The sequence below is a fragment of the Caballeronia sp. J97 genome (assembly GCF_905220305.1).
Lineage (GTDB): Bacteria > Pseudomonadota > Gammaproteobacteria > Burkholderiales > Burkholderiaceae > Caballeronia.
Genome location: NZ_CAJMZL010000009.1, coordinates 140040 through 165910 on the forward strand (window position 1 = coordinate 140040; position 25871 = coordinate 165910).

Sequence of the window (25871 nt, forward strand, 5' to 3'; positions counted from 1 at the left end):
GCCTATGACATGGTTCCGCTACGCCTCTCCGCGCAACTTCGAACGCTTCGCCGCGCGCGCGACGCCGTGGTTCGCGCTCGCGTCGGTGGTGTGCATCGTGGCGGGGCTTGCGATCGGCCTCGCCGTCGCGCCCGCCGATGCGCTGCAACGCGATATCTATCGCATCATGTTCGTGCATGTGCCCGCCGCGTGGATGTCGATGTTCATCTACCTCGTGATGGCCGCGTACTGCGCGCTGCATCTGACGATGAACGCCCGCCTCTCCGCAATGATGGCCCGCGCGCTCGCGCCGACGGGCGCGCTCTTCACCGCGATCGCGCTGATCTCCGGCGCGCTGTGGGGCAAGCCGACCTGGGGCGCGTGGTGGGTCTGGGACGCGCGGCTCACGTCCGAGCTGGTCCTGTTCTTTCTGTATGTCGGCTTCATCGCGCTGCATGCGGCCATCGACGGCACGCGCCGCGCCGATCGCGCCTGCTCGGTGCTCGCGCTGATCGGCGTGGTGAATATCCCGATCATCTATTTTTCCGTGCAATGGTGGTACACGCTGCATCAGGGGCCGTCGCTCGGCTTCGGCAGCGGCGTCGCGATGGAGAAATCGATGGCATGGGGCATTGTCGTGATGACCGCGGGTTTCTGGTCGTATGCGATCGCCGTGACGCTGGCGCGCGTGCGCGTCATCATGCGCGCGGAGCAACGCGTGCGCGCGGACGACGAACGTCCGTCGCGAATCGAGGAGCGCGCCGCATGAACACGTTCGCAACCGTCCTGACGATGCTCGCCGCGAATCCGCTTCTGTCCGCGGCGCTCGCGGTCACCTTCGTACTGATGGGCGCGGAAACGTGGATCGTGCGTCGCGCGTTGCGCGAGCCGGAGATGCGCCGATGAAGGCGCGTCATCGCCGCTTTGCGTTCGTCGCGCTCGGCGTCGCGAGCGTCGCGCTGGCGTGTGCGTTCGTGCTCAACGCGTTTCGCGCCAACGTGATGTTCTTCGTGAGCCCGAGCCAGATCGTCGAGCATCAGGAAACGCGCACGCAGCGCTTCCGGCTCGGCGGTCTCGTGGAACGCGGCTCGCTCGCGCGCAGCGCCGACGACCGCACGGTGAGCTTCATCGTCACCGACGAGCGCGCGTCGATTCCCGTCATCTACACGGGCGCGCTGCCCGATCTTTTTCGCGAAGGCAGTGGCGTCGTCGCCCAAGGCACGCTCGCAGCCGACGGGCGCTTTCACGCCGACGAAGTCCTCGCCCGGCACGACGAGAAGTACACGCCGCTGCAACTCGAACGCGCGCTGCGCGAAGTGCGCGCGGCGGCGGACGCGAACGCGGGAACCCGCCGATGATTCCCGAACTCGGCCAGTTCGCGCTGATTCTCGCGATGCTGCTCGCGCTCGTCTCGGGCATCGTGCCGATGCTCGGCGCACGTCTGAACATCGAGCGATGGATGCGCATGGCCGCGCCCGCCGCCTGCGGGCAGTTCGTGTTCGCCGCGATCGCGTTCGGCTGTCTCGCGGCGTCGTTTCTCGGCGACGATTTCTCGGTGATCTACGTCGTCGGGAATTCGAATTCGGCGTTGCCGGCCATCTATCGGTTCACCGCGGTCTGGGGCGGTCACGAAGGTTCGCTGCTGCTGTGGGCGCTGCTGCTCACGCTCTGGATGCTCGCCGTCGCGTGCTTCGGCAAGCGCCTGCCGCTGCCGTTCGCCGCGCGCGTGCTCGGCGTGATGAGCTGGATCGATGCGGGCTTTCTGCTCTTCATGCTGCTGACGTCGAATCCGTTCACGCGCATCCTGCCGCCCGCGATGAACGGCCGCGATCTCAATCCGCTGTTGCAGGATCCCGGCATGGTGATTCATCCGCCGCTGTTGTACATGGGCTATGTCGGCTTCTCGGTCGCGTTCGCGTTCGCCATCGCCGCGCTGCTCGATGGCAAGCTCGACGCCGCCTGGGCGCGCGCATCGCGTGCCTGGACGCTCGCCGCGTGGATCTTCCTCACGCTCGGCATCATGCTCGGCAGCGCGTGGGCGTACTACGAGCTCGGCTGGGGAGGATGGTGGTTCTGGGATCCGGTCGAAAACGCGTCGTTCATGCCGTGGCTCGTCGGCACCGCGCTGATCCATTCGCTCGCCGCGACCGCGAAGCGCGGCGCATTTCGCGCGTGGAGCGCATTGCTCGCGATCTGCGCGTTCTCGCTTTCGCTGCTCGGCACGTTCCTCGTGCGCTCGGGCGTCGTGACCTCGGTGCACGGCTTCGCGTCCGACCCGGCGCGCGGCGTCTTCATCCTCGCGTTGCTGGCGTTGTTTTCGGGCGGCGGGCTCGCACTGTTCGCGTGGCGCGCGCCGCGCGCCGCATCGGCGGTCGGCTTCGAACCGGTCTCGCGCGAGGCCCTGCTGTTGTCGAACAATCTGCTGATGCTCGTCGCCGCCGCGTCGGTGATGCTCGGCACGCTCTATCCGATGGTCCTCGACGCGCTCGATCTCGACAAGATCTCCGTCGGCGCCCCCTATTTCGACAGCGTGTTCGTTCCGCTGATGGCACCCGCGATCTTCCTGATGGGCGTCGGCCCGCTCGCGCGCTGGAAGGCCGCGCGCCTGCCGGAGCTTGCCGTGCGGCTGCGCTGGGCCGCGCTCGTGAGCGTCGCGACGGCGTTTCTGCCCGGCGTGTCGCGCCCGCTCGTGAGCCTCGGCTTCGCGCTCGCCGCGTGGACGTTCACGACGATCGCGACGAGCGTGATCGAGCGCGTCGTGAAAGGGCGGCAACGCGTGCGGCTCGCGACCGCCGGCATGTGGCTCGCGCATGCGGGCGTCGGCGTGTTCATCGTCGGCGTCACGATGGTGAAGGGCTTTTCCATCGAACGCGATGCGCGGCTCGCACCCGGCGACAGCATCGATGCGGGCGGCTATCGCTTCCGTCTCGACGATGCGCGCGCGATCGACGGCCCGAACTATCGCGCGACGCGGGCGACGATCAGCGTGACGCGCGGCGGCGACGCCATTGCGATCCTGCATCCGGAGAAGCGCGAGTTCCTCGCCTCGAACATGCCGACGACCGAAGCCGCCATCGATCACGGCGTGCTGCGCGATCTGTACGTCGCGCTCGATCAGCCGGCGGGCGGCAGCGCGTGGACCGTGCGCGTCCAGATCAAGCCGTTCGTGCGCTGGATCTGGGGCGGCTGCGTGCTGATGGCGCTTGGCGGCCTGCTCGCGGCGGCGGACCGGCGCTACGCGAAGCTGCGGGCGACGCGGCATGCCGCCGCCGTCGCGATCGGCGCAAAGCCGCCACGAACGATCGGCGAGACCGGACGATGAAGCGCTTCCTGATTCCCCTCGTCCTGTTGGGGCTGCTCGTGACCCTGCTCGCGGCCGGACTGCGGCACGATCCACGCCATCTGCCGTCGGCGCTGATCGGCAAGCCCGCGCCCGGGTTCGATCTGCCGCGTCTCGATGTCGCCAATCAGACGATGTCGTCGGACGCGTTGCGGGGTCAGGTGTGGATTCTGAACGTGTGGGCGTCGTGGTGCGCGGCGTGCCGCGACGAGCATCCCGTTCTCATGGATTTCGCGGCGAGCGGCGCGGTGCCGGTCTACGGCCTCAACTACCGCGACGAGCGCGAGCCTGCGCTGCAATGGCTCAAAGCGGCGGGCAATCCGTATGTGACTTCGTTCGTCGATCGCGATGGCCGCACCGGCATCGACTACGGCGTGTATGGCGTGCCGGAGACCTTCGTGATCGATGGCGCGGGCGTCGTGCGCTACCGGCAGGCCGGGCCGCTCACGCGCGCATCGCTCGACGGCGTGATCCTGCCGCTCGTCGGCAAGCTGCAAAAGGAGAACGCGCGTGATTAGGCGCTATGCGTGGATCGTGCTTGCGTGCATCGGGTGCGCGCACGCGCAGGCGTCGCCCGACGACGAACGCGCGCGCCATCTCGCGGAGCACTTTCGCTGCGTCGTCTGCCAGAACCAGAGCCTCGCCGATTCGAACGCGGACCTCGCCGCCGATCTGCGCGCGCGCATTCGCGAGCAAGTCGGGCAAGGCGCGAGCGACCAGCAGATTCAGGCGTACATGGTCCGCCGATACGGCGATTTCGTGCTGTATCGCCCGCCCGTGAAGCCGGTGACATGGGCGCTGTGGTTCGGGCCATTCGCCGTGCTCGCGGCCGGCGCGATCGCGATGGCGCTGCACATCCGGCGCGCCCGCCACGCGCGTCATCGAAGGAGCTCGAGCCGATGATCGCGTTCTGGCTGATCATTGCCGCGATGATGCTCACCGCGCTCGCGTGCGTCGTGCCGCCGCTTCTGTGCGCGCCGCTCGCCCGGCGCGGCACCACGCACGCCGCGCTCGCCGGCTTGCTGATCGCGCTCGTGCCGGCATCCGCGCTCACGCTATACATGCGCATCGGCGATCCGGCGGCGCTCGCGATCCAGACCGCGGCGCGTGCATCGACAGGCGAGCACGCGGACACACCGGCATCGATGGAAGCGGCGGTCAGTCTGCTCGCCGCGCGGCTGCGGCGCAGTCCCGACGACGCCCAGGGCTGGGCGATGCTCGCGCGCTCGTACATGGTGCTCGATCGGCCCGGCGATGCGACGCAAGCCTATCGGCGCGCGGTCGCGCTCAGCCCGCGCGATGCCAATCTGCTCGCCGATTACGCCGATGCCATCGCAAGCGCGAACGGCGGCGAACTCGACGACGCCACGCTCAAGGTCATCGATGCGTCGCTCGCGCTCGACGCGGATCAACCGAAAGCGCTGGCGCTGGCTGCATCGGCAGCGCTCGACCGGCGCGATTACGCGCGCGCCATCGGATTCTGGGAACGCTTGGGCAAAGTGCCGGACCTCGCGCCGCAGATCGCCCAGCAGGCGCAGAAGAATATCGACGCGACGCGGGCGATTATCGCGAGTGGAAACGAGGCTTCGATCGAAGTCCGCGTGCGCCTGAGTCCGGAGCTGGCCAAGCGCGTGCGCCCGACCGATACGGTCTTCGTCTACGCGCTCGCCGACGATGGATCGCGCATGCCGCTCGCAGTGCAGCGCCTGAGCGCGAATCAGTTGCCCGCGACCGTGTATCTGGACGATTCCATGTCGATGACGCCGACCCGCCGTCTCTCGGACTTCGCGCGCATCAGCATCGATGCGCGCGTGTCGGCGTCGGGACAGGCGCGGCCCACGCCCGGCGATCTGACCGGATCCAGCGGACCCGTGTCGACAAAAGGCGCAGGCGTGGTTGAAGTGACGATCGGCGATATCGTGCGCTAGGCGGGCGGCTCAGCGGGATTTGGCGGCGCCGGGTCGAATCGAGCTGACGCCGTCGGCGATATCGAGATCCCAATCGCCCTGCTCATACCAGTCTTCCCCGAGCAATTCGGCCGGATGCTGCGTGCGGCTCGAACCGTTGCCGCAACGCATGGCGTCCGTCGCGCAATAGTGATCGCAGCCCCAGCAATTGCGCTCGGGATGCTTTGGGTTCAGGGGAAAGCGCTTCGACATCGTATGGCACTCCTTTGGCTGCGGCCGTCAGGCTAACGACATCTAGCCTACGACCGCGCCGCTTTCGGGCCAATAGGAAAGCGACGATCGGTCATGGCGCACAGCGAAACGCGCTGTTTCTTCTTTCAGCACGCCGCCGACGGGGCTTTCGTCACGCCTGTCAACAGCAACTCGATCAGATCGCGCACGCTGCGGATCGCCGCGCCGAACGGCAGCTTTTCGCGTCCGCGGAAAAACAGGCCATTGCCGACGTCGCCGCGCAACGCCGCTGCGAGGCGCGTATCGATGCAGAAGTGACCGAATTTCTCGATGCCGTCGCGCAGGCCGCACGCGCTCAGACACTCGAGCCCCGACGGGCACGTCTGCTTGCGCGCGCCGATCTTCGTGCGGATGCGTTCCTCGTTGCGCAGATAGCGCATGAGCCACGGCGTTTTCACGGCGCGCGCGGGCAGGCCCGTCACGCTGATGAATTCGACGATATCGTCCGGCTTCGCTTCGACCAGCACGCGCTTGAACTCGGGATGGGCATCCCCTTCTTGCGTGACGGCGAACGGCGTACCGATCTGCACGCCGTTGGCGCCGGCCGCGAGCCACGTGCGCACGGCTTCGTGACTGTTGATGCCGCCCGCGACGATCACCGGTACGTCTTCGCGCTTCAGCCCGAGCGCCGCGAACGATGCATCGAGTTCGTTCAGCACGCGCTCGAAGCCGAAACGCTCGTCGTGCATGTCCGCGACGTCGCCGACGCCGAGATGGCCGCCCGCATGCGCCGGATGCTCGATCACGATGGCATCGGGCAAGCGGCCTTTCTTCATCCACTTCTTGAGCACGAGCGTGACGCCCCGGCTGTCGGAGAGAATCGGGATCAGCGCGATATCGCAGCCCTGCGTGAGATCGGGCAGGTCGAGCGGCAAACCGGCGCCCATCACGATGGCATCGGCGCCCTCTTCGCATGCCACGCGCACGTAATCGGCATGCGCGCTCACGGCCTTCATCACGTTGATGGCGATCATGCCGCGCCCTTCCGACAACGCGCGTGCCGCCCTTATTTCACGCGCGAGCGCGATCAGGTTCGCGCGTTCGAGCGTCGGCCGCGCGTGATCTTCGCGGCACATCGCGAGCAAGTCCTCATGGTGATGACGCAAGTCGATGCTCGCGATGGTGCCGAGCGCGCCTTCACGCGCGACGCTGCCCGCCAGCCGATGCGCGGAAATGCCGACGCCCATGCCGCCCTGCACGATCGGCAGCAGATTGCGGCCGCGAATGGTCAGCGGCGCGAAGGAATGAGCGTAAGAGGTCATGGGCATCTCGATTCGATATGAATTCATGGTGTACGGCTTATGTGATGCAAGCTCCCGGGCAGCGCGATGAGTCTTCAGGCGGCTTCCGTCGCCTGTGCCGCATCGTGCCCGACCGCGTAGATCGCGACCTGTACGCGGCTCGTCAGGTTGAGCTTGCGCAGGATATTGCGCACGTGAATCTTCACTGTGCTTTCCGCGAGCATCAGCGCGCGCGCGATTTCCTTGTTGCTCGCGCCGCGCGCCAGTTCGCGCATGATGTCGCGCTCGCGTGTCGTGAGCGGATCGACGGCAGCGGATGGCGTCGGGACCGGCGTGGCCTTTGGTGAGCGCATGCTGGCGATGAGCTTCGCCGTCATGCTGTCGGCGATCACGGGCTGGCCCGCTGCCGCCTTGCGGATCGCGTTAGCGAGCGTCTCTGTTTCGATGCTCTTGAGCAGATAGCCGCACGCGCCATCGCGCAATGCAGTCGCGAGTTCGTCGAGATCCTCGGATACGGTCAGCATGAGGACTGCCGTTTGTGGCACGTCCTGCACGAGCAGCTTCAGCGTTTCGAGGCCGGACAGCCCAGGCATGTTGAGATCGAGCAAGATCACGTCCGGAAGAAACTGCTTCGCGCGCTTGAGCCCTTCGAGCCCTTCAGATGCTTCGCCGACGACTTCGAAATCGGATTGCCGTTGCAGAAGCGCGTGAACGCCCGAGCGAAACAGCGCGTGATCGTCGATCAAAAGAATGCGGATGGTCATGACACAACTCGAAGCGGCTCTCGAAACGAACGCGCGGAAGCCTGTTCAGGCAGCCTGACGCGCCACGGCCGGCAAGACGAGTTCGACGCGCGCGCCGTGTCCTGGCGCTCCGGTCAGCCGAAGTGTGGCGCCGAGCCTTTGCGCGCGCTCGCGCATGATGTGAAAGCCGACATGCGTCTCGCCAAGGACGGCCATCTCCTCGGGATCGTAGCCTTGGCCATCATCCTCGACAAGGAGGCTGAAGTCGGGATCATTGACGATAGTCACGATAACGTGCTGCGCCTCCGCGTGTTTGCGAATGTTTGACAGTGCCTCCTGCAGAATGAAAAGCACCTGCAATTGCTGATCCGGCGGCAGCGGCAGACCGCCTTCATCGCGATACTCGAGCGAAGGGGTGATGCCAGTCTGCACGCCGAAGCGTTCGATCGATTCATTCACCGCGCGTCTAAGTTCACCGCTGCCGAGCCTCGTGCGGAAATTCATCAGCAGTTCGCGCACGTCGTCGTAGCTTTCGGCTACGCCGCCCGCGAGCAAGGGTACGATCTCGCGGATCTCGTCCGTGCGCTCCTCACGCGTGGCCGTGTCCAGCAGATGCACCTGCATTTTCAGAAAATTGAGGCTCTGCGCAATGCTGTCGTGCAAGCCCTGAGCGACGAGATTGCGCTCCTCCGATACCGCCAGTTGCCGCGCCAGCGCCGCGAGCCGACGTCCTTTGAGCGCCGTGCCGAAGTGCGCGCCGAGTGTTTCGAGCAGTTGCGCTTCCGACGCCGGAATGGTCCTTTCGCCGCTGAAATGCAGCGAAAATGCGCCGAGCCTTTCGCCTTGCGACACGATGTTGAACGCAGCGACACTCGCGCATTCCGCGCGCCGACAAGGCCGCACGCCACACGCGCAGGCAACGGGGGCGAAGCAGCGCGCATCCTGAAGCAACGGCGCGGGAAGTCCTTCCGAACCGATCAGACACACCTGACCGTCTTCAGTGAAGAGGCGCACCGCCGCACCGTCCGCGTCGAATTGACGCGTGAGGCGTACGAGAAAGCCGCGGCACAACGCGTCGACATCGTTCGGCTGATTCACGAACGCCGCCATTTCATAGAGCGCCGTGAGTTCGCGGTTCTGCGCGGCAAGCTCGGCCGTCTTCGCTTCGACGCGGCCCGCGAGATCGCGATAGAGCGCCTGCAGTTCCGCCGCCATGCGATTGAAGCCCGCGGCAAGATGTCCGAATTCGTCGTGCGTTTCGACCGGCAGACGCGCGTCGAACTCACGCGCTTCGATGCGTGCGAGTCCTTCCTGCAAGCGCTGCACCGGCACGACGATCCACAAATAGAGCAGATAGACGATTGCGGCGGTGCCGATGCACGCCATCGCTGCGAGCGCCATCTGCGATGTGCGCAACCACGCGGTCTTGCTCGCGTTTTCCCGTTCGATCAAACCGACGAGTTCATCCGCACCCGTGACAAAAGTGCGCAATTCAAGCAGATAGCGCGACACTGCCAGTGAATCCGCGGTGGCCATGCCTTCGCGCACATCGGGTTCGAGGCGCGCATGCCAGGCGTTCGCGACATGATCGAACTGGCGGCGCACGTCGACATCATCCGGAAGAAAGAGTGGGCGCGCCGGATCGCCTTTGCGCAGCCGATCGAGCGTCGCGTTCATCTGCTCGATCTGAAGTTGCAGGATCGGCGACGACGTTTGCGCGCCCTTCAATAGTGCGATCGCCACCGCATTCGCCCGCATGCGCAGGCTGCCCGCGTCGTTGATCGCTGCGCCTGCGCCTTGCAATTGCCACGAAAGCCAGAGCGTCCCGCCGATCATCGCGAGCACGAGAATCAGCGACACCATCGACAGCGTGACGATGCGTGTGGTCAGACGTTCGCGAAACGACGGCAGGGACATGCTTCTCGATTGACGGATTCAGCGGCTGCGGACCAGTTGCCAGGCGCGCCCGAGATAAGCGAGCGAAGCGAAGCCGCTCCAGACATGCACGAGACGCGTGAAGGGGAAGATCACGAAAAGGCTCATGCCCATGAACAAATGTACACGGAAGAGCAGCGGCGCATCCGCGACAAATTGCGCGGCATCCGCCTTGAACGTGACGATGTGCTGCGCCCAGGCCATGAGTTGCACCATCATCGAGCCGTCCATATGCCCGGCCGATACACCGATTGTTCCAAGGCCGAGCAGCAGTGTGATCAAGATCCAGAGCAGCAGCACGCGGTCGCCGACCGTCGTCACTGCGAACAGGCGCGTGCTGGTCAGCCGTCGATGCACCAGGATCAGCAAGCCCGCGAGACACATCGTGCCCATCGCCCCGCCGGCGACCATCGCGACGACCTGCTTGACGCTGTGCTGGATGCCGAGCGCGTCCCACACCGTAACCGGCGTGAGCAGACCGACGAGATGCCCGAAGAACAGCCCGAGAATCCCGACGTGGAACAAAATATTGCCGAGTCTGAGATTGCCACGATCGACGAGCTGCGTGCTGTCCGCCTTCCACGTATATTGCTCGCGCTCGAAGCGCATGAGGCTGCCGAACAGAAAAATGCACGCGGCGATATACGGATAGATGCCGAACACGAAGGAGTTGAGCATGTTCATCGTGCGTCCTTTGCGGTAAGTGCGTCCGCGCAAGCGGCCGTCGCGCCGCGCGGATGAAAGCGAATGGTCTGCGTCTCCTGACGCATGTGCGGCGCGAGCAGCGGTTCGACGCCGTCCGGGCCCGGCCCGAAGGTTTCGAGCATCTCGTCCATGTCGCGCACCGGTGGCTGCGTGAGCGGGCGCGGCTCGACCGTCGCGAGTTCGCGCAAGGCCGCAAACACGGCCGCATATGGGCTTTGATCTCGAAGGAGACGACCGCCGATCGCATCGAGCACGTGTATCGCATCGTCGAGCAATGACTGCGCGCGGGCCGGCTCGATCGCGCCCAGCACTTCGAGAAAGAGCGGCACGTAGTCGGGCAACTCGTTTGATTCGATCTCGAAGCCGAGACTGCGATACTCGCCGAGCAGATCAACCATCGCCTGCCCGCGATCCCGGCTTTCACCGTGGATGTGTTCGAACAGATGCAACGAATGCGACGGATTGCGATCGAACGTGGCCACGTACGTCAACTGCGATTCGATCAGCGGACGCTTCAGCGATGCGATCAACGGCGCGAGACGCGCTCGATCGCGCGGCCAGTGTCGCAGTGCGGCTTCGATCTCCGGCAGCGCGTCCAGAAGCGCGGGCTCAGGATAGTCGAGCAGCGCGGAAAGAATGGGATAAAGCGACATCTTATGATCCTCGATCAACCTTCCTGCAGCGCTTTCTTGCGCGACTTCGGCAACGCCGCGTAGCTCACTTCGCCATGCGTGCGCGATCCGAAGAGCGACCCGTCCGACGTGCCCGGTGAGCCGCAATTGCCGAACGAGAAGCCGCAACTGCCCTTTTCGTCGAAACTGTCCTGAGCCATTTCCTTGTGCGACGACGGCACGACGAAGCGGTCTTCATAATTTGCGATCGCCATCAACTGATACATCTCTTCCACTTGCGCGGCCGTGAGGCCGACGTCGTTCAGCACGGCTGCGTCGTGCACGTTGTTCACGTTCTGGGCACGCTTGTAGGCGCGCATCGCGAGCATGCGATCGAGCGCGGCGACGATAGGCGCTTCATCGCCGGCGGTAAGCAGATTCGCGAGATAGCGCATCGGAATGCGCAGGCTCCTGACGTCGGGAATCACACCGGCCATGCCCATGTGGCCCGCATCCGCAGCCGATTGGATCGGCGACAGCGGCGGCACGTACCAGACCATCGGCAGCGTGCGGTATTCGGGATGCAGCGGGAACGCGACCTTCCACTCGCACGCCATGCGATAAACCGGCGAACGCTTCGCCGCATCGAGCCAGCTTTGCGCGATGCCCTGACGCAACGCTTCGGCCTGTATCTGCGGATCGTGCGGGTCGAGGAAGAGATCGAGTTGCGACTGATAGAGGTCCGTTGTTGCTTCGACCGATGCGGCCTCGGCAATCCGGTCGGCGTCGTACAGCATCACGCCGAGATAGCGGATGCGGCCCACGCACGTTTCCGAGCACACGGTCGGTTCCCCCGCTTCAATACGGGGATAGCAGAACACGCATTTCTCGGCCTTGCCCGACTTCCAGTTGAAGTACATCTTCTTGTACGGGCAGCCGGACACGCACATGCGCCAGCCCCGGCACTTGTCCTGATCGACGAGCACGATGCCATCGTCTTCACGCTTGTACACCGAACCCGACGGGCACGACGCGACGCACGCCGGATTCAGACAGTGCTCGCACAAGCGCGGTAGATACATCATGAAGGTGTTCTCGAAGGTCGAGTACATCTCTTTCTGCACATTCTCGAAGAGCGCGTCGCGGCCGCGCGACTCGAACTCGCCGCCGAGATCGTCTTCCCAGTTCGGCCCCCAGTGGATCTTCTCCATCTTCTTGCCGGTGATCGCGGACACGGGTCGCGCCGTGGGCGGCGTCTCCGAGAGCGGCGCATTCTGCAGGCGCTCGTAGTCGTAAGTGAACGGCTCGTAATAGTCGTCGATGGCCGGCAGGTTCGGGTTCGCAAATAGATTCGCGAGCACTTTCAGCTTCGGACCCTGACGCGGCTCGATGCGGCCGTCGGTTTTTCGGATCCAGCCGCCGTTCCATTTCTCCTGGTTCTCCCACTGCTTCGGGTAACCGATGCCCGGCTTCGTCTCGACGTTGTTGAACCACGCATATTCGACGCCATCGCGCGACGTCCACACGTTCTTGCACGTCACCGAACACGTATGGCAGCCGATGCACTTGTCCAGATTCAGGACCATCGCCACCTGGGCGCGGATCTTCATGATGCTGCTCCTTCCTTGAGCGGGCCTTCGAGCCACTCGACGTTCTTCATCTTGCGCACGATGACGTATTCATCGCGGTTACTGCCCACAGTGCCGTAGTAGTTGAATCCGTAGGCCTGTTGCGCATATCCGCCGATCATGTGCGTCGGCTTGAGCACCGTGCGCGTGACCGAGTTATGGATGCCGCCGCGCATGCCGCTCGTCTCCGCGCCCGGAACGTTGATGATCTTTTCCTGAGCGTGGTACATGAGGCACATGCCGCGCGGCACGCGCTGACTCACGACGACGCGTGCCGTCAGCGTGCCGTTCACGTTGAACACTTCGACCCAGTCGTTGTCCTTCAACCCGGCTTCCTTCGCTTCGACCTCCGACACCCACACATGCGGGCCACCGCGCGACAGCGTGAGCATGCGCAGGTTGTCCGTGTAGGTGGAGTGGATGCCCCACTTCTGATGCGGCGTAATCCAGTTCAGCACGAGCTCGCGCTCGCCGTTGGGCTTCGCGCCGAGCATCGGCGCAACGGTCTTCGTATCGATCGCGGGCTTGTAGACACATGAGCCTTCGCCGAAGTCCAGCATCCAGCGATGATCCTGGTAGAACTGCTGCCGCCCCGTGAGCGTGCGCCATGGAATCAGTTCGTGCACGTTCGTGTAGCCGGCGTTGTAGCTGACTTCCTCGGATTCGAGTCCGGACCATGTCGGCGCGGAGATGATCTTGCGCGGCTGCGCCTGAACATCGCGGAAGCGGATCTTGTCGTGTTCGCGGCCGAGGGCGAGATGCGAGTGATCGCGGCCCGTGATCTTCGAAAGCGCTTCCCATGCCTTCACCGCGACGTGACCGTTCGTCTCGGGCGCGAACGTGAGAATCATCTCGGCTGCATCGATGGCGGTCTCTAGCCGCGGACGCCCGTCGCTCTTGCCCGAAAGTTTCGCGAGCTCCTCCACTTCGTGCGCCGTATTCCAGTTGATGCCCTTTCCGCCGTTCCCGAGCTTCTCCAGCAACGGCCCGACCGACGTGAACTTGTCGTAGATCGCCGAGTAGTCGCGTTCGACAAGCGTCATCGAGGGCGCGGTCTTGCCGGGAATCAGATCGCATTCGCCGTGACGCCAGTCCTTCGGCTCGAACGCCTGGCCGAGTTCGCCCGGCGTGTCGTGCATGAGCGGCGTGCAGACGAGATCGGTGCGCGTACCAAGATGCTTGCCGCCGATTTCCGCGAACTTCTTCGCGATCGCCTTATAGATGTCCCAGTCGCTCTTGCTTTCCCACAACGGCTGCACCGCTTCCGACAACGGATGGATGAACGGGTGCATGTCCGACGTGTTGAGGTCGTTCTTCTCGTAGAACGTCGCGCTCGGCAGCACAATGTCGCCGTAGAGACACGTCGTGCTCATGCGGAAATCGAGCACAGTCAGAAGATCGAGCTTGCCTTGCGCCGCGTCGCGCACACTCACTTCGCCGGGCTTGATCGCGTCGGCTTCGTCATCGAACAGCGCATTCTGCGCGCCGAGCAGATACTTCAGGAAGTACTCGTGTCCCTTGCCCGAGCTGCCGAGAATATTCGAGCGCCATACGAACATGTTGCGCGGAAAGTTCGCGGGATTGTCGGGATCGTCGCACGCGAAATCGAGTTTGCCCGACTTCAGTTGCTCGACGGTGTATTCGATTGGATCGTGGCCCGCGCGCCTCGCGGCATCGACGATATCGAGCGGATTCGCACCGAGTTGCGGCGCCGACGGCAGCCAGCCCATGCGTTCGGACTTCGCGTTCATGTCGAGCATCGAGAGGTTCTCGTAGCGCGACTTGTCGGCGGTCGGCCCGAGAATCTCATCTACAGCGACCTTTTCATGACGCCACTGGCTCGTATGGTTATAGAAGAACGACGTGCCGTTCATCTGACGCGGCGGGCGCGACCAGTCGAGCGCGAACGCAAGCGGCGCCCAACCGAACTGCGGACGCAGCTTCTCCTGACCAACGTAATGCGCCCAGCCGCCGCCGCTCTTGCCGATACAGCCGCACATCATCAGCAGATTGATGATGCCGCGATAGATCATGTCGTTGTGATACCAGTGATTCAGCGCCGCACCGACGATCACCATGCTCTTGCCATGCGTGCGGTCCGCGTTGTCCGCGAACTCGCGCGCCACCTGGATCACGAGGTGGCGCGGGACGCTCGTGTGCTTTTCCTGCCACGCGGGCGTGTAGGGCACCTCGTCATCGTAAGAGGTGGCGACGTTCGCGCCGCCGAGACCCTGATCGACGCCATAGTTCGCCATCTGCAGGTCGTACACGGTCGCGATGCGAGCGTTCGTGCCGTCCGCGAGCGTGACGCGTTTCACCGGCACGCGGCGCGCGAGCAGCGCGTCGTGTTCCGCGCCGAAGTACGGGAAGCTCACGTCGACGACTTCGTCGTGCGCGTTGACGAGCGACAGGCGCGGATCGATATCACGGCCCGAGCCGCCGTCCTTCTGTTCGAGATTCCAGCGCCCGACTTTCGCGCCGCCATGGTGGTTCGCCTCACCCCAGCGGAAGCCGATCGTTCCGTTCGGCGCGACGATCCTGTCGCTCGTCTCGTCGATGACGAGCGTCTTCCATTGTGGATTGTTCGCTTCGTCGAGATCGCTCTCGAGTTGCGATGCGCGCAGGAAATGATCGGGCACGAGCGTGCCTTCATGCTCGCGCAGCACGACCAGCATCGGCATGTCGGTATAGCGCTTCACATAGTCGCGGAAGTACGCGGACTTGCCGCTCGCGTGGAATTCCTTCAGCACGACATGACCCATCGCCATGGCGAGCGCGGCGTCGGTGCCTTGCTTCGGCGCGAGCCAGATATCGCCGAACTTCACCATCTCGCCGTAGTCCGACGACACCGCGACCGTCTTCGTGCCCTTGTAGCGCACTTCGGTATAGAAGTGCGCATCGGGCGTGCGCGTTTGCGGCACGTTCGAACCCCATACCATCAGATACGTGGAGTTGTACCAGTCGGCCGATTCGGGCACGTCGGTCTGCTCGCCCCAGATTTGGGGCGATGCGGGTGGCAAATCGCAATACCAGTCATAGAAAGAGAGACACGCGCCGCCGATCAGACTCAGATAGCGCGCACCGGCGGCGTAGGAGACCATCGACATCGCGGGAATCGGCGAGAAACCGATCACGCGGTCAGGGCCGTATTTGCCGATGGTGTACGCATTCGCCGCCGCGATGATTTCAGTCGCCGTGTCCCAGTCCGCGCGCACGAAACCGCCGAGGCCGCGCACGCTCTTGTAGCGCTTCGCCTTCACCGGGTCTTCGCAGATCGACGCCCATGCCGCGACCGGATCGAGTGTTCTGCGCGCCTCGCGCCACATCTCGATGAGACGGCCGCGAACCATCGGATGCTTCACGCGCTGTGCGGCGTATACATACCAGCTATACGATGCGCCGCGCGGACATCCACGCGGCTCGTGATTCGGCAGATCGGGCCGCGTGCGTGGATAGTCCGTCTGCTGCGTTTCCCATGTGATCAGACCGTTCTTGACATAGACCTTCCATGAGCACGAGCCCGTACAGTTCACGCCATGCGTGGAGCGCACGATCTTGTCGTGCTGCCAGCGGCTGCGATAGCCGTTTTCCCATTTGCGGTCTTCGTTCACGACCGCGCCATGTCCGTTCGAAAACGTGGACTTGATACGCGACATGAACTTCAGCCGATCCAGAAAGTGACTCATCCGTTTCTCCGGGCGCGGCGGCCATGCGCCGCCGTGAATACATTGATTCGAGTGTAGGGGCGCGATGCCCGCGCGCCCATTCCTCAAAAGGAGCGATCGATGGGTATCGGACGGACTAGCACTCGCACTCCTTTTGGACTAGTTCAACACGGCATGTCCGCGTTGCGGCGCGCGTAGCAGAACCACGTCACCATCGCGCACAGCGCATAGAACGCGATGAAGCACCAGAGCGCGGCGCCGGGCGAGCCCGTCATGCTCATCGAGGTGCCGAAGCTGCGGGGAATGAAGAACCCGCCATAAGCGCCGATCGCGCCCGCGAAGCCGAGCACAGCAGCCGACTCCTTGCCCGCTTCGTGCAACGCCTGCTTTTTCGCGGCATCGGAATGGCCTGCGGCTTCGCGCTGCTTCTGCGTCAGGAAGATCACCGGAATCATGCGGAAGGTCGAGCCGTTGCCGATACCCGTCAGCGCGAACAATGCTACGAACATCGCGAGGAAGCCCGCGAAGCTGCCGCCCGCGCCGTCGTGAGGCAGACAGGTCATCACGCCGAAAACCGCCGCGATCATCGCGATGAAAGTCCACAGCGTCACGCGCGCCCCGCCAAGGCGATCCGAGATCCAGCCGCCGAGCGGGCGCGTGAGCGCACCGGCGAGCGGCCCGAGGAATGCGTAGGCCGTCGGATTGACCGATGGAAACTCCGCCTTGGTCAGCAGCGCGAGTCCCGCGGAGAAGCCGATGAACGAACCGAACGTGCCGATATACAGAAGACACATGAGCCAGTTGTGCTTGCGCCTGAAGATGACCGCCTGTTCCGAGAACGATGCCTTCGCGTCCGCGATGTCGTTCATCCCGAACCAGGCCGCGAGCGCCGAGATCACGATGAACGGTACCCAGATGAAGCCGGCGTTCTGCAGCCAGATGCCGCGCTCGACGCCGTTCACGTCGTAGGACTGGCCCGCGCCCGCAAGCGCGCCGAACACGCTCGCCGAGATCACGAGCGGCGTGACGAACTGCACGACGGACACGCCGAGATTGCCGATGCCCGCGTTCATGCCGGTCGCGAAGCCTTTCCGTTCTTTCGGAAAGAAGAAGCTGATGTTCGCCATCGAGGAGCTGAAGTTCGCACCGCCGAGGCCGCACAGCAATGCGAGCACGAGCAGCGTCGGATAGCTCGTCGACGGATCGCGCAATGCGAGACCCATGCCGATCGCGGGAATCAGAAGGCTGGCCGTTGAGAACGCGGTGAAGCGCCGTCCGCCGAAGATCGGCACGAGAAACGAATAGAAGATGCGCAGTGTCGCGCCCGAAACCGCAGGCAATGCGGTCAACCAGAACAACTGGTCCTTCGTGAAGTGAAAGCCGCCCTTGTCGAGACTGACGACGACGACGCTCCACAGCGACCATACGGCGAACGCGAGCGCGAGCGCGGGAATCGAGATCCAGAGATTGCGGCGGGCGACGGATTCGCCCGTCGCGCGCCAGAAGGCGGCGTTCTCGGGTTCCCATCGAGTGAGCAGGTAACGTGATGACATGACTAGTGCCTGGGTTGGAACGTGAAGTGCATGCAGATGAGGCTGACTGCCGTCGCGCCGAACATCAGCATGAAACAGGTCGTGCGCACGCCGGTGAGATCGACGAGCGCGCCGAAGAGAATCGGCAACAGAAATCCGGCGAGCCCGCCCGCCAGTCCGACGACGCCCGATACCGCGCCGATGTTCCCGGAGAACTCATCCGACACGAACTTGAACACCGACGCCTTGCCGACCGCCATCGCCACGCCGACGACGAACATCAGCACCGTGTAGGCGACCGGGCCGGTTTCGATGTGGAAGGTGTGCGGGCCGTCATTCGCGTGGACGACGAAATCGGTGACCGGATAGCTCAGCACGAAGAAGCACGCGAGCGCGACCCACATCACGATCCAGGTGGTTCGGGAGGCGCCGAAGCGATCGGACATCCAGCCGCCGAGCGCGCGCAGCACGCCGCCGGGCAGCGAGAAGCAGGCGGCAAGAAACGCGGCCTGTTCCATGCCGAAGCCGTATTGGTTCACGTAGTACTGCGGCATCCACAAGGCGAGGCCGACATAACCGCCGAACACGACCGAGTAATACTGCGCATAACGCAGCACGCGCCGGTCTTTCAGCACGGCCATCTGCGCGGCGAAGCCTTGCGTGCCAGCGCTGCGATGCGCGGGGTTGGAGGCCGACACGAACCAGAAGACGAGCGCGGTGACGAGCATCGCGACGGAATAGACCTTCGGCACGATCGTCCAGGTGCCCGCGGCGAGAACCAGCACCGGCGCGACGAACTTGGTCAGCGCCGCGCCCGAGTTGCCCGCGCCGAAGATGCCCATCGCGAGCCCCTGGCGCGACTTCGGAAACCAGCGCGCGACATACGGCGTGCCGACCGAAAACGATGCGCCCGCGATGCCCACGAACAAGCCGAGCACGAGGAACTGCCACAACTCGGTGGCGTAGCCGATCAGCCAGATCGGCACGATGGTGACCGCCATCGTGCAAAAGAACACGACGCGGCCACCGAAACGGTCGGTCCAGATGCCGAGCGGAACGCGCAGCAGCGAGCCGGACAGCACCGGCGTCGCCGCGATGAGGCCGAACTCGGTATCGGTGAGATGAAGCTGTTTCTTGAGGAGAATGCCGAGGATGGCGAAGACCATCCAGACGGCGAAGCAGATGGTGAATGCGAAGGTGCTGGCGCCGAGCACGCGCCAGGCGCGCGTGTCGGTCGATCCGTGGGTGCTTGCGGGTGTTTCGACGACGCTCATCGTCCTTCCTTGTCGTAAGAGCTTTTTCGACAAGGGTAAGGAACGTCGCGCGAGACGCCTATCCGCCGTGCGGACGTGGTGACGCTGTGTCGCTAGTTAATACGGCGTAGTTCGGATGGGTTAGCGCCAGTCGTTCAGGCTTTTTGAGACACCAGCGCGATACAGCTCGCCGGATCGATCGAGAAATGAATGGTCTCCCCGACGGGCGTCTTGTGCGACGGATGCACGCGCGCGAGCACGATCTGTTCGCCGACCCTGATCTGGAAATCGAGCGTCTCGCCGAGAAACACCTTCGCCGCGACCGTGCCGGTGTAGACGTTGCGCACGCCGATGCCATCGCGCGATTCGTGCACCATCACGTTTTCCGGGCGCACGGAGATCGCGACTTCGTCGCCGGGGCGGCACGACACCGCGTTCGCGACCGCGATCGGGCCGATCGACGACTCGATCAGCACGTTGCCGTCCTCGCCTTCGCAATCGCGCACGCGGCCATCGATGAAATTGGTCGTGCCGACGAAATCCGCGACGAACTTGCAGTTCGGCAAGTCATAGATCACACGCGGCGCGGCCTTCTGCACGATCTGGCCGTCCTTCATCACCGCGATTTCATGCGACAGCGCGAGCGCTTCCTCCTGATCGTGCGTCACGTAGATCGTCGTGATGCGCAACTCGCGCTGCATGCGCTTCAACTCGAAGCGCATCTTGTCGCGCAGTTTCGCATCGAGATTCGAGAGCGGTTCGTCGAGCAAGAGCAGCTTCGGCTCCATCACGAGCGCGCGCGCCAGCGCGAGGCGCTGCTGTTGTCCGCCGGACATGCGCGTCGCCTCGCGAGCGGCGACATGATCGAGCCCGACAGCGGTCAGCACGCGCATGACCTTCTCTTCGATCTCGCGCTTCGAGTACTTCTTCTCGCCGACTTCGAGCGGAAAGCTCGCGTTGCGAAACACCGTCATGTGCGGCCAGATCGCGTACGACTGAAACACCATGCCGAACTTGCGCCGGTTCGGCGGCACGAAGGTCTCCTCGCGCGCGGAGAAAACGGTCACGCCATTGACCGATATCGAACCGGCGACCGGCCGTTCGAGCCCGGCGATGGAACGCAGCGTGGTCGTCTTGCCGCAGCCGCTCGGGCCGAGCAGTGTGAAGAGCTTGCCTTCGGGCACGTCGAACGACACGTCGCGGGCCGCGCGCACGCGCAGGTTGTTGCCGTCGACATATTCGGTGTTCAGGCCTTGTACGTTCAGCACGTTCGTCTCCGATGTAATTCGCTTCAGCCGTGACTGGCTTTCACGCCGAACTTTCCGCCGATCCATTGCAGCAGCAGGACGAGCGCGAGCAACGCGAGCACGAGCATCACCGACAGCGCCGAAAGCTCGACGTACTGCCCGTTCTGCCACAGTTCCCAGATCACGATCGACACCGTCTCCGAGCCGGGGCTATACAGCAGGATCGAGCTCGACAGTTCGCGGATCGATACGATCATCACGTAGATCCAGCCGGCCAGAAGCCCCGGCTTGAGCAGCGGCAAGACGATGCGGAAGAACGTCGCGCTCCAGCTCGCGCAGCTCATCGCGGCGGATTCTTCGAGTTCCTTGTGGATCTGCACCATCGATGTCGTCGTGTAGCGCATGCCGTACGGCATGAAACGCGTGATGTACGCGATCAGCAGAATCCACAGCGTGCCGTAGATGCCGATATCGACCTTGAGCGAAACGATCATGAACGACAGGCCGAGCACGAGCCCCGGAAACACGAGCGGCAGCGACGCGAGGTTGTCGAGGAACCACCGGCCCGGCAGCTTCGTCTTGACGACGATCCAGCAGATCACCGCCGAGAGCAGCATCACCGCGCTCGCGCAGCCGAACGAGAGCAGCAGACTGTTGATCACCGCGTGACGCAGCGTCGAGAGATGCAGGATGTAGCGGTAAGCATCGAACGACAGATGATGCAGCGCGGCAAGCGAAGGCGTGCGGTAGTACTTCTGCAGCGACGACCACAGCAGCACCGCGAACGGCAGCGCGACGATCAGCAGGAAGTAGACGACGAACACGCCGGCGGTCAGATAACGCCACCGGCCGATCTCCACGACGCGCGGACGAAAGCCCTTGCCGCTCATCGTCGAGTATTTGCCGCCGCCGGAGGACACGCGCGATTGCAGATACAGTCCGACCGACGTGATGACGAGCAGCAGCATCGAATACGACGACGCGAGCCCGATCTGACTCGGATACTGCTCGATCGCCTCGTAGATCGACGAGGTGAACACCTGCAACTTCACCGGCAAGCCGATCAGCGCGGGCACCTCGAACGATTCGAGCGCGCGCACGAAGAGAATCAGCATCGTCGAGACGATGGCCGGAAACGCGAGCCGCAGCGTGATGCGCCACATCGTGCGCGCGATGCCCGCGCCGCTCATCAGCGACGATTCCTCCAGCGACGGGTCCATGCCGCGAAACGCCGCGGACATGAGCAGGAAGGCCATCGTCGAATAATGCAGGCCGTCGACCCAGATCATCCCGCTCATGCTGTAGATGTTGAAGATCGGTTTCGTCACGCCGAAGAGCGAACCCAGCGCCACGTTCAGCACGCCGATTTTCGGGCTGGCAAGAAAGATCCAGGCGATCGTGAAGAGAATGCTAGGGACGATCAGCGGGACGATGGTGATCGCATAGAAGAACTTGCGCAACGGCGTGTTCGTGCGCTCGATGATCCACGCGAGCACGGTGCCGATCGAGAACGACACGCACGCCGCGCCGAATGCGAACTCGAGCGAATTGAGGAGCGTGCGAAGCGTTTCGGGGCTGCCGTAGGCGAGCTTGTAGTTGCCGAAGGTGAAGACGGCAGGATTGTCGGCGACTTGCGGCGTGAAGAAGCTCTGCCAGAAGAGGAACACGAGCGGAATCAGCGCGAGCACGCCCGCGACGGCGACCGCGCCGCCAATCACGAGCCATTTTGCATCGAGCCGCGTGGAACGCGATATGGCGGCTTTCATCGCATCGAATGTCAGTTCCAAGCGCGGTTCCTCCTCGACGTGATCGATTGAGTCTCATCGGATGAGGGGCATCATAAGCTTAGGTATCTAAGCAAATAAACCTGCGGAAAATACTAGGGCGGGCTGGCACGGCGGGCGTTCTATTCAACGAAACAAAATCACGCGCGAGGCTATACTCCCAGCCTTTTTCCGCCGCGAGGCATCGAGCAATACGTATGAACGCACTTCCTCCCTGTCCGCAATGCGCTTCGGCATTCGTTTATGAAGATGCCGGCACGTTGATCTGCCCCGAATGCGCGCACGAATGGTCCGCGCGGACGGACATCGAATCGGAAGCCGTTGGCAGGGTCTACCGGGATTCCGTCGGCAATGCCCTTCACGATGGCGACACGGTCACTGTCATCAAGGATCTGAAGCTCAAGGGCGGCGGCGGAGTTGTCAAAATGGGCACCAAAGTGAAAAACATCCGCCTCGTCGACGCCGATCACGACATCGACTGCAAGATCGATGGCTTCGGGCCCATGAGCCTGAAAAGCGAATTTGTCAAAAAGACCTGACGGATTTCACCGCCGCGCAAGCAGCGGCGATCCATTCTGCAGAAGCGTCCTCCACATCCCGCCGCGCATGCCGGAGCCGGGCGTGCCGTCCGGCCGCCCACGCATCTCGAAATAGTTAGTAATGTCAAAGAATGTCAAATGACGACGAGAGAGTCAACGTAGCGAATCAGCCCGCCGTTAGCCGCGATGACGCAACGTCGCGTCGTCCGGTTCAACTTGAAGAGACAAGACCATGAAAGTCCAGTTCGCTGCCTTCGCCGCCCTTGCGCTGACCCTCTCCGGCGTCGCATCCGCAAAAAATTACGACGAGCACTACAAGCATTCGCATCACGACGCGCGTCAGTATCAGACGAAGCATTACGAATATCGCGACACGCACGGCCACGACATGCAGGCCGCAAGGAATGGCGAGCAGCATCGTGACGGTAGCGAGTTCTCGAGAAGCAACGAAAATCGCTAAGCCGCCTTCGAGCAACTGAGTAGTCGTCCCGCTCCGAATGACTCCGCTCGTCTTCGTGTCGTCTCCCTCTGGTTTTCGCGCCGCGTAGTCGCGCTGTCCAGATCGATCGCCGGAGCGGAGTCCGAAACCTCCTAGTCTTTCCAAGGGCCGGCTGTTGCAGGCCCTCAGCGCGATCGTCGGTGCCGATGCGTCGGGCATCCGCCATGCCGACACGCGACTTTCAAGAAGTCCTCATGATCGAATCCTTCCACTCGCGCAACCTGTTGTGCGCAGCGTATCTGGCCGTCTTCTCTGCTTTCGTGCTCGGAGGATGCGCTAGTGAAACGCCCAGGCAGAGCGCTCCTGATCTCATTGCGCAAAAAAATCCGATCGATGCCCCTGCACCGCCGGCCGGTTTCTACCGCGTTGTGAGCGGAGACACCCTGGCTTCGATCGCGGCCGCCTATGGCCGCGACACGACAGCCATCGCCGACTGGAACGGACTTGCCGCCAACGCCTCGCTGACGCGCGGTCAACTGCTGCGCGTCGGTCCGCCACCGGCATCGCCTGTATCCGTCGCCAATACCGCGAGGCAAAGCCTGAAGACAGCATCCTGCGGCCCCGATGCGTGGTCGTGGCCGATCAAGGGTCCAATCCTGAAGCCCTTCGGCTCTGACGGGGTCAAGGCTGTCGCCATTGGCGGCGCAGCGGGAGACACGGTGCGCGCCGCGCAAAGCGGACGCGTCGTCTATACGGGTGACCGGATCTCCGGCTACGGCAAGCTCGTGATTCTGAAACACAACGCGCACTACATCACGGCTTATGGTCGCAACCGAAGCATTCTCGTCAAGGAAGGCAACGATGTGACCAAGGGGCAGGCCATCGCGACGTTGGGTGATCAATCGAGCAGCCAGCCTTCACTGCTCTTCGAAGTGAGAAGGGATCGTCAGCCTGTCGATCCGGTGTCCTTTCTGTCCGATTGCGCTTCCTGATTCGGCGAGCACCGACTCAGGCCTCTCTCGCCCGATCAACACGATTTCCTTCCAGGTGGAACATGCTCGAACTACGCACCCTGAGTGCCCTCGCCTGCGCGCTCCTGATCGCCGGATGTGCAGCCACTCCGCCGCCCCAAAGCACCGAGCGCGTGCGGACAAATGAATCGACGAGCGCATCGCGGGATCAGGATCAACCCGCGAACGACGAAGCGATTTCGGCCGAAAACGTTTCGCCCGACAAGCCGGCCGAGACGCACGCGGCGACTGCCTTTCATCAAGCCGGGCTTGCATCCTGGTACGGTCGAGGGTTCAACGGTCGTCGCACCGCCAGCGGAGAGCGCTTCGACATGCACGCGATGACGGCGGCCCATCGCACGCTGCCGCTCGGATCTTGGGTCCGCGTCACGCTTTTGGGACAGAACCGGTCGGTCGTCGTTCGAATCAACGACCGCGGCCCGGTTGCGCGCAGCAGAGTCATCGATCTGTCGTACGGCGCGGCTATGGCACTCGGCATCGTTCGGCATGGAACCGCCAAGGTCGAGCTATCGACCGTTTCCGATATGCACATCCGGTCATGAGCCATGCCGCTCTGCATGTCCCGATTCCCGCACACGCGAATCGTGATCCGCAGCCTTCGATATCCGGTCTTTAGACGTCACCCCGGCACGCGCCGCACTTCGACCGCATGCGGCGCGCCCGACAAACGCCCCATCAGGAACACTGCAAATCCCGCGACGAGCACCGGCAACGCAGCGACACGAAACACTTCGGCCGGTGTCCAATGCGCCGAATACATCACGCCGACGATCAACGGCCCCGCGATCCCGCCGAGACGCCCGATGCCGAGCGCCCAGCCGACGCCCGTCGAGCGCAGATTCGACGGATAGTAGATCGCCGCGAGCGCGATCACGCTCTTTTGTCCGCCGCTGATGCAGAAGCCCGCGCAGAACACCGCGATCATCAACAGCCACACAGGCGCAGCGAACGCCGAAGCCACGATCAACATGAACACGCAACCGGCGACGTACATCACCGTCAGCGTGACATACGGCCCGACGCGGTCCATCGCCAGGCCGAGCGGCACGGCGGAGATCACGCCCGCGATAGTCGGCAGGGCGGTCACCCACACGACGGTCGCGGCGGGATAACCGAGGCCGGTGAGCATCGTCGGCAGCCAGCTTTGCAGGAAATAGAACTCCGCGAGATTCAGAAAGAACACGCCCCACAGCAGCAACGTGCCGATCGACGTTCGTCCGCGAAACAACGCCGCTACGCTGGCGCGCGCTTGCGCTTCGTCTTCGAGGATGAAGCGGCTGCCTTCCGGAACCGTCGCGGCGGGAAATATCTTCAGCACGAGATTGCGGATGCGCGCATCGGCTTGCGGACGTTGCTTCAGGAACGCGAGCGACTCGGGCAGCATGAATGCGAGCGGCAAGGCGAGCGCGAGCGGCGCGACCGCGCCGGCGAGCATCGGCGATTGCCATCCGTACGCCGGCAACAGCAGACCCGACGTGAAGCCCGCCACCACGAAGCCTAGCGAGAAGCCGCAGTACACGAGCAGCACGAAGGTCGAGCGCACGCGCTTCGGCGCGAACTCGCATGTCAGCGCGACCGCGCTCGGCGCCGCCGCCCCGAGGCCGATGCCCGTCAGAAAGCGCAAACCGATCAGCTCGGTGACGTTCGTCGCGAACACCGTGAGCAGCGTGAAGATCGCGAAGAACACGGTGCTGAACACCATCATGCGTTTGTGGCCGAAGCGGCCCGACAACGGCGAGATCGCGAGATAGCCGACCATCAGGCCGACGAGCGCCGCCGAGAAGATCGAGCCGAGAATCTCGCGCGGCAAATGCCATGTCTTCGCGAGCACGGGCACGATGTAACTGACGGCTTGCGTGTCGAAGCCATCGAGGAACATCAAAAGCGCGCACAGCAGCACGATCAGATATTGCCGGCCGTTGATGCGTTGACGCTCGATGATGTCTGCAACGTCGATATTGGGGGAACCCACTTTTTCGTCTCCGTTCGCTTGTTATTGGA

General features: G+C 63.7%; 24 protein-coding genes. 11 read left to right on the top strand and 13 right to left on the bottom strand.

Annotated features, from left to right (window positions below; genetic code table 11):
• The first annotated feature begins 4 nt into the window (after positions 1-4).
• From ccmC to U4Y90_RS14795, 7 genes are read left to right on the top strand one after another with little or no spacing between them, the layout of a single operon-like run.
• A complete protein-coding gene (gene ccmC / locus U4Y90_RS14765) occupies positions 5-748 on the top strand; it encodes a heme ABC transporter permease CcmC (RefSeq protein ID WP_321795447.1) in 744 nt (247 codons plus the stop codon).
• The gene (locus U4Y90_RS14770) at positions 745-885 is read left to right on the top strand and encodes a hypothetical protein (RefSeq protein ID WP_321795449.1); all 141 of its coding nucleotides are present in this window, start codon (positions 745-747) and stop codon (positions 883-885) included. The genes ccmC and U4Y90_RS14770 overlap by 4 nt, the downstream gene beginning before the upstream one ends.
• Positions 882-1337, top strand: coding sequence for a cytochrome c maturation protein CcmE (gene ccmE / locus U4Y90_RS14775; protein ID WP_321795451.1), 456 nt, complete (start codon positions 882-884; stop codon positions 1335-1337). The genes U4Y90_RS14770 and ccmE overlap by 4 nt, the downstream gene beginning before the upstream one ends.
• Positions 1334-3301: a heme lyase CcmF/NrfE family subunit gene (locus U4Y90_RS14780; RefSeq protein ID WP_321795452.1), complete on the top strand. Its 1968-nt coding sequence runs from the start codon at positions 1334-1336 to the stop codon at positions 3299-3301. The genes ccmE and U4Y90_RS14780 overlap by 4 nt, the downstream gene beginning before the upstream one ends.
• Positions 3298-3837 (top strand): DsbE family thiol:disulfide interchange protein, encoded by a 540-nt coding sequence (locus U4Y90_RS14785; RefSeq protein ID WP_321795453.1) that lies wholly within the window; start codon positions 3298-3300, stop codon positions 3835-3837. Before U4Y90_RS14780 ends, U4Y90_RS14785 begins: the two co-directional genes overlap by 4 nt.
• Complete coding sequence (locus tag U4Y90_RS14790; protein WP_321795454.1) at positions 3830-4222, top strand: cytochrome c-type biogenesis protein; 393 nt, start codon at positions 3830-3832, stop codon at positions 4220-4222. The genes U4Y90_RS14785 and U4Y90_RS14790 overlap by 8 nt, the downstream gene beginning before the upstream one ends.
• Positions 4219-5247 carry a hypothetical protein gene (locus U4Y90_RS14795; protein WP_321795455.1) on the top strand — a complete coding sequence of 343 codons (1029 nt, stop codon included), beginning with the start codon at positions 4219-4221 and terminating at the stop codon, positions 5245-5247. Before U4Y90_RS14790 ends, U4Y90_RS14795 begins: the two co-directional genes overlap by 4 nt.
• Positions 5248-5256: 9 nt before the next feature.
• Here U4Y90_RS14795 and U4Y90_RS14800 read toward each other — a convergent pair whose 3' ends face one another.
• The 12 genes from U4Y90_RS14800 to U4Y90_RS14855 form a co-directional block, all read right to left on the bottom strand.
• Positions 5257-5478: a DUF3079 domain-containing protein gene (locus tag U4Y90_RS14800; protein WP_321795457.1), complete on the bottom strand. Its 222-nt coding sequence runs from the start codon at positions 5476-5478 to the stop codon at positions 5257-5259.
• Between the two features lie 125 nt (positions 5479-5603).
• Positions 5604-6785, bottom strand: coding sequence for an NAD(P)H-dependent flavin oxidoreductase (locus U4Y90_RS14805; protein ID WP_415749352.1), 1182 nt, complete (start codon positions 6783-6785; stop codon positions 5604-5606).
• Positions 6786-6853: 68 nt separating this feature from the next.
• Positions 6854-7522, bottom strand: coding sequence for a response regulator transcription factor (locus U4Y90_RS14810; RefSeq protein WP_321795461.1), 669 nt, complete (start codon positions 7520-7522; stop codon positions 6854-6856).
• Between the two features lie 45 nt (positions 7523-7567).
• On the bottom strand, positions 7568-9418 hold the full coding sequence (locus tag U4Y90_RS14815; protein WP_321795463.1) for a type IV pili methyl-accepting chemotaxis transducer N-terminal domain-containing protein: 1851 nt from the start codon (positions 9416-9418) through the stop codon (positions 7568-7570).
• Between the two features lie 18 nt (positions 9419-9436).
• Positions 9437-10120, bottom strand: coding sequence for a respiratory nitrate reductase subunit gamma (narI, locus tag U4Y90_RS14820; RefSeq protein ID WP_321795465.1), 684 nt, complete (start codon positions 10118-10120; stop codon positions 9437-9439).
• The gene (gene narJ, locus U4Y90_RS14825) at positions 10117-10794 is read right to left on the bottom strand and encodes a nitrate reductase molybdenum cofactor assembly chaperone (RefSeq protein ID WP_321795467.1); all 678 of its coding nucleotides are present in this window, start codon (positions 10792-10794) and stop codon (positions 10117-10119) included. The genes narI and narJ overlap by 4 nt, the downstream gene beginning before the upstream one ends.
• A 14-nt stretch (positions 10795-10808) precedes the next feature.
• On the bottom strand, positions 10809-12362 hold the full coding sequence (gene narH / locus U4Y90_RS14830) for a nitrate reductase subunit beta (RefSeq protein WP_321795468.1): 1554 nt from the start codon (positions 12360-12362) through the stop codon (positions 10809-10811).
• Positions 12359-16066: a nitrate reductase subunit alpha gene (locus tag U4Y90_RS14835; protein ID WP_321795469.1), complete on the bottom strand. Its 3708-nt coding sequence runs from the start codon at positions 16064-16066 to the stop codon at positions 12359-12361. Before U4Y90_RS14835 ends, narH begins: the two co-directional genes overlap by 4 nt.
• Positions 16067-16209: 143 nt before the next feature.
• Complete coding sequence (locus tag U4Y90_RS14840) at positions 16210-17598, bottom strand: NarK family nitrate/nitrite MFS transporter (protein WP_321795471.1); 1389 nt, start codon at positions 17596-17598, stop codon at positions 16210-16212.
• 2 nt (positions 17599-17600) lie between these two features.
• On the bottom strand, positions 17601-18851 hold the full coding sequence (locus U4Y90_RS14845; protein ID WP_321795473.1) for a nitrate/nitrite transporter: 1251 nt from the start codon (positions 18849-18851) through the stop codon (positions 17601-17603).
• A 134-nt stretch (positions 18852-18985) separates the two neighbouring features.
• Positions 18986-20098: an ABC transporter ATP-binding protein gene (locus U4Y90_RS14850; protein ID WP_321795474.1), complete on the bottom strand. Its 1113-nt coding sequence runs from the start codon at positions 20096-20098 to the stop codon at positions 18986-18988.
• A 23-nt stretch (positions 20099-20121) separates the two neighbouring features.
• Complete coding sequence (locus U4Y90_RS14855; protein ID WP_321795475.1) at positions 20122-21864, bottom strand: iron ABC transporter permease; 1743 nt, start codon at positions 21862-21864, stop codon at positions 20122-20124.
• Between the two features lie 194 nt (positions 21865-22058).
• Here U4Y90_RS14855 and U4Y90_RS14860 point away from each other — a divergent pair, with 194 nt between their 5' ends.
• The 4 genes from U4Y90_RS14860 (at position 22059) to U4Y90_RS14875 (ending at position 24412) form a co-directional block, all read left to right on the top strand.
• The gene (locus tag U4Y90_RS14860; protein WP_321795476.1) at positions 22059-22400 is read left to right on the top strand and encodes a zinc ribbon domain-containing protein YjdM; all 342 of its coding nucleotides are present in this window, start codon (positions 22059-22061) and stop codon (positions 22398-22400) included.
• A gap of 232 nt (positions 22401-22632) precedes the next feature.
• Positions 22633-22860: a hypothetical protein gene (locus U4Y90_RS14865; protein ID WP_321795477.1), complete on the top strand. Its 228-nt coding sequence runs from the start codon at positions 22633-22635 to the stop codon at positions 22858-22860.
• A 233-nt stretch (positions 22861-23093) separates the two neighbouring features.
• Entirely contained in the window at positions 23094-23831 is a 738-nt protein-coding gene (locus tag U4Y90_RS14870; protein ID WP_321795479.1) for a murein hydrolase activator EnvC family protein, read from the top strand.
• Positions 23832-23893: 62 nt separating this feature from the next.
• Positions 23894-24412: a septal ring lytic transglycosylase RlpA family protein gene (locus U4Y90_RS14875; RefSeq protein ID WP_321795480.1), complete on the top strand. Its 519-nt coding sequence runs from the start codon at positions 23894-23896 to the stop codon at positions 24410-24412.
• Positions 24413-24489: 77 nt separating this feature from the next.
• Here U4Y90_RS14875 and U4Y90_RS14880 read toward each other — a convergent pair whose 3' ends face one another.
• Positions 24490-25842 carry an MFS transporter gene (locus tag U4Y90_RS14880; protein WP_321795481.1) on the bottom strand — a complete coding sequence of 451 codons (1353 nt, stop codon included), beginning with the start codon at positions 25840-25842 and terminating at the stop codon, positions 24490-24492.
• Positions 25843-25871: the final 29 nt, after the last annotated feature.